This window comes from Bacillus sp. AFS073361 (genome assembly GCF_002567005.1).
Lineage (GTDB): Bacteria > Bacillota > Bacilli > Bacillales > Cytobacillaceae > Neobacillus.
The window spans coordinates 1-3,011 of sequence record NZ_NUZU01000066.1 but is presented as its reverse complement, the minus strand read 5'-3'; the positions used below and the strand labels follow the sequence as shown (position 1 = coordinate 3,011).

Sequence of the window (3,011 nt, the reverse complement as noted above, 5' to 3'; positions counted from 1 at the left end):
GAAATATGAAATTCATTCACATAACTAATAATTTCGCTAGATCCTGTTAAACAAAGTTTAGAATAAGCTCTTTATACTTATCTTAAATAATATGCTTGATTAATAAAAGGTTTAATTTGCTCAAAATTATCTACCCATTCTAAACGAATATATGTTTCATGTGGGTATTTTTTGTATTCATATTCTTTTCGGTCAAACTTTCTTTTAAGCATAGTATCAATTTCATCCTGCATTTGTAATCCTCGTGAATCTTCTTTATTGCCAACGTGAAGGATTAAACATCGTTGCCGTGCTGTTGTTAGCGTTGCAAACTTTATTGATCCTTTCTTTTTGTAACCAATACCGTCATTTGTTGCTGCATCTTCAACATTGAAATTAGAGCGATTCCAAATATAATCATCGATAACGCGGGCCAAATTCCTTGCTTTAATCTTTTCGAATCTTAAAAAAAAGTATTCCTTTGATTTTTGCCTATCTCCTAAGCAGTTAATTGTACAAAATTCCTCGAATTGTTTTAACAAAAAACTTGAGATATTTTCACTTTGTATTTCAAATTCTAATTGTTTTTTCCTAAAAAAGTTACGAATTTCTTCCCAAGTAACAATAAGTGGTTTTTTTAGGATGTACTGATTCTTAGAAAAGTTCTTTTTATGGCCTTCTAATTGCTCCATCTCTAAGTATGAATTAAATCCAATTTTATTTTCTATTAATAATGTAATATCCTTAGATAAAATAGCTCCGTCTGGAATAGTATACTTTTTCAAGTTTCCCTTTTTAATTTCTTTACGTTCGGCTATTCCTATAACTGCAGCAATAGAAGTGTTTTCTGTAAAAGATGATGTTACTTGATATCTGTACTCAAAATTTTGATTGCCAAATGAACCTAGGCCCAAGAACTTAATAAAATCAGCTGTCAAACTTGGTGAAGAGTGTTGTAAAACATTTAAGAAAGCCTTAGTTACATTATTTTCAATTTGTAGAATTTGTGTTTCTTCTGAGCTGTTTTTTGTCTGTCCTCTATAATAATGAAAAATATTTTGATAGATAGACATATGTATCTCTCCCATAGGACCAATAAAATTAATCCCTATCTGTTTGGTAATTAATAATAAAATATCAATTTTATTTAACTCTTATTGAAGCTATAATAGAATTAGCAAATAATTTCTATTGGGTGATGTATTTGATATGTAAATGTGGTGGGATTCTCTCTGTAATTCGAATAGAAGAGTATCCTGAAAACACCAAAGACAAAATTAATTATGATCGTTTATGTGATGTTGAGTGTCTATCGTGCGGTAAAATTTATTACAGCCAACCTTATGATTTCGGTAAAAGTCTAAATAGAGTAAAAAGGTTACCTCGATAAAGGAATATCGAGGTGTTTTTGTTGCATTAAGTAATTGAATGATATTACACGTTAAAACTAAATTCCTCTGAGAGTTCCTCACAAACACTCTTTTCTTCTTTATGTTTATTCCCAGTCTCCAGGAACTCGTGGGAGATTTCGATTGTTGTAGAATTCATAAAACACCTCCGTTAGAAATTTATTTCTTTCATCATTAGTCATCCATTTATCAAGGTTCTTCACGATTTCCATCATATCTTCGGAAGTATACTTTTGTTCATGGAGTTTCTCTTCTCTTTCTTCTCTCTCCTTATTGATACGATTTAAGTACATATCATGTAATACAATTTTTCCAGAAAGAAATTGAATATCCCTTTTTATATTTGAAATTTTTTGTTCTAAAATTTCTTCGGCAGTTTTCATTTCTAAATTCCTCTCCTCTTTTTAAATCTTTAATTATTTTATCATGCTTAATTTACACTTTAAATTCTCTAGATATAAGAAGTATTGAGGGGGAGTTATTATGGAAAAAAGATACTACGTATATGCTCATACTTTAGATGGCATTATATTTTATGTTGGCAGCAATTGCGGCACCAAAAAAGGCTTCAATCCAAATCGTGCATGGAATATTTCAATTAGAAATAAAAAGTATAAGAAATTTGTTGGAGATCGCTTAAATGATGTAGAAGTTGAAATCCTTGAGTGGTTACCAATTGGAGCCGCAACCGGTGAATGCCAGTCTAGAGAAATAAGATGGATACATTTACTCCATGATTTAGGATTGGCTCAATGTTCCGCTCAAGATAGCCGAGGTTCTAATAATGGGATGTTTGGAAAGGGTCATATACAGACAGGTGACAAAAACCCAATGTACGGAAAGACTCCAACAAATGCTTGCCTATGTATTTTGTATAAAGAAGGTAACGAAATCGGAAAGTTTTCATCTGTTACGGAAGCAAGAAGGTTTTTAGAAAGTAAAATTGACGGAAACCTTGAAAAAGGATTGCAGAAAATCATCAAAGGAACATGGACTCCAACAAAGAAAAGTCAGCTTTACGGCTATTCATTAAAATATATTTAAAAATATCGTTGACAATGGTCAGTCGTGTCTTTATAATAGGTCTAGTGACGTCGAGAAACGATGAAGTCACAAAAAGTCTTGATACGAATGAACAATTTGGTTATTCTCAATTGAATGAAATTGAGGGCCTAGTGGGGGCAACCCCGTGGAGGTTCAAGTCCTCTCGGCCGCACCAAACAAATTCTTGACAGACAATACCGAGTGTGTTATACTTTAAAAGTTGACTTTTAATTAATGCGCCCGTAGCTCAATTGGATAGAGCGTCTGACTACGGATCAGAAGGTTGTGGATTCGACTTCTTCCAGGCGCGCCATATATACGGGAAGTAGCTCAGCTTGGTAGAGCACTTGGTTTGGGACCAAGGGGTCGCAGGTTCGAATCCTGTCTTCCCGACCATTTAAATTTATATGCGGGTGTAGTTTACTGGTAAAACCTCAGCCTTCCAAGCTGATGTAGTGGGTTCGATTCCCATCACCCGCTCCATAATTACTAATAATTGTTCTTTGAAAACTAAACAAACAAATCGTGCAAACAAACAATAACTTTTAGTTTCAGAAACGAAACTAAGCCAACGTAACA

Annotated in this window: 3 protein-coding genes and 3 tRNA genes; 4 read left to right on the top strand and 2 right to left on the bottom strand. The window is 33.2% G+C overall.

Going from position 1 to position 3,011, the window contains the following annotated elements:
• Positions 1-77: 77 nt before the first annotated feature.
• The gene (locus tag COJ96_RS29415; protein WP_257148632.1) at positions 78-1,052 is read right to left on the bottom strand and encodes a hypothetical protein; all 975 of its coding nucleotides are present in this window, start codon (positions 1,050-1,052) and stop codon (positions 78-80) included.
• Between the two features lie 422 nt (positions 1,053-1,474).
• Positions 1,475-1,771 carry a hypothetical protein gene (locus tag COJ96_RS25240; RefSeq protein WP_098576537.1) on the bottom strand — a complete coding sequence of 99 codons (297 nt, stop codon included), beginning with the start codon at positions 1,769-1,771 and terminating at the stop codon, positions 1,475-1,477.
• 100 nt (positions 1,772-1,871) lie between these two features.
• Here COJ96_RS25240 and COJ96_RS25235 point away from each other — a divergent pair, with 100 nt between their 5' ends.
• From COJ96_RS25235 to COJ96_RS25220, 4 genes are all read left to right on the top strand, one after another.
• A complete protein-coding gene (locus tag COJ96_RS25235) occupies positions 1,872-2,432 on the top strand; it encodes a hypothetical protein (protein ID WP_098576536.1) in 561 nt (186 codons plus the stop codon).
• A gap of 236 nt (positions 2,433-2,668) precedes the next feature.
• A tRNA-Arg gene (locus COJ96_RS25230) sits at positions 2,669-2,745 on the top strand.
• A gap of 6 nt (positions 2,746-2,751) precedes the next feature.
• Positions 2,752-2,828, top strand: a tRNA-Pro gene (locus tag COJ96_RS25225).
• A gap of 13 nt (positions 2,829-2,841) precedes the next feature.
• Positions 2,842-2,915: transfer RNA gene (locus tag COJ96_RS25220), tRNA-Gly, on the top strand.
• Positions 2,916-3,011: the final 96 nt, after the last annotated feature.

Bases quoted from the DNA above. Each gene is read 5' to 3' on its own strand.
- COJ96_RS25235 (WP_098576536.1), top strand. From the start codon at position 1,872: ATGGAAAAAAGATACTACGTATATGCTCATACTTTAGATGGCATTATA.
- COJ96_RS29415 (WP_257148632.1), bottom strand. From the start codon at position 1,052: ATGTCTATCTATCAAAATATTTTTCATTATTATAGAGGACAGACAAAA.
- COJ96_RS25240 (WP_098576537.1), bottom strand. From the start codon at position 1,771: ATGAAAACTGCCGAAGAAATTTTAGAACAAAAAATTTCAAATATAAAA.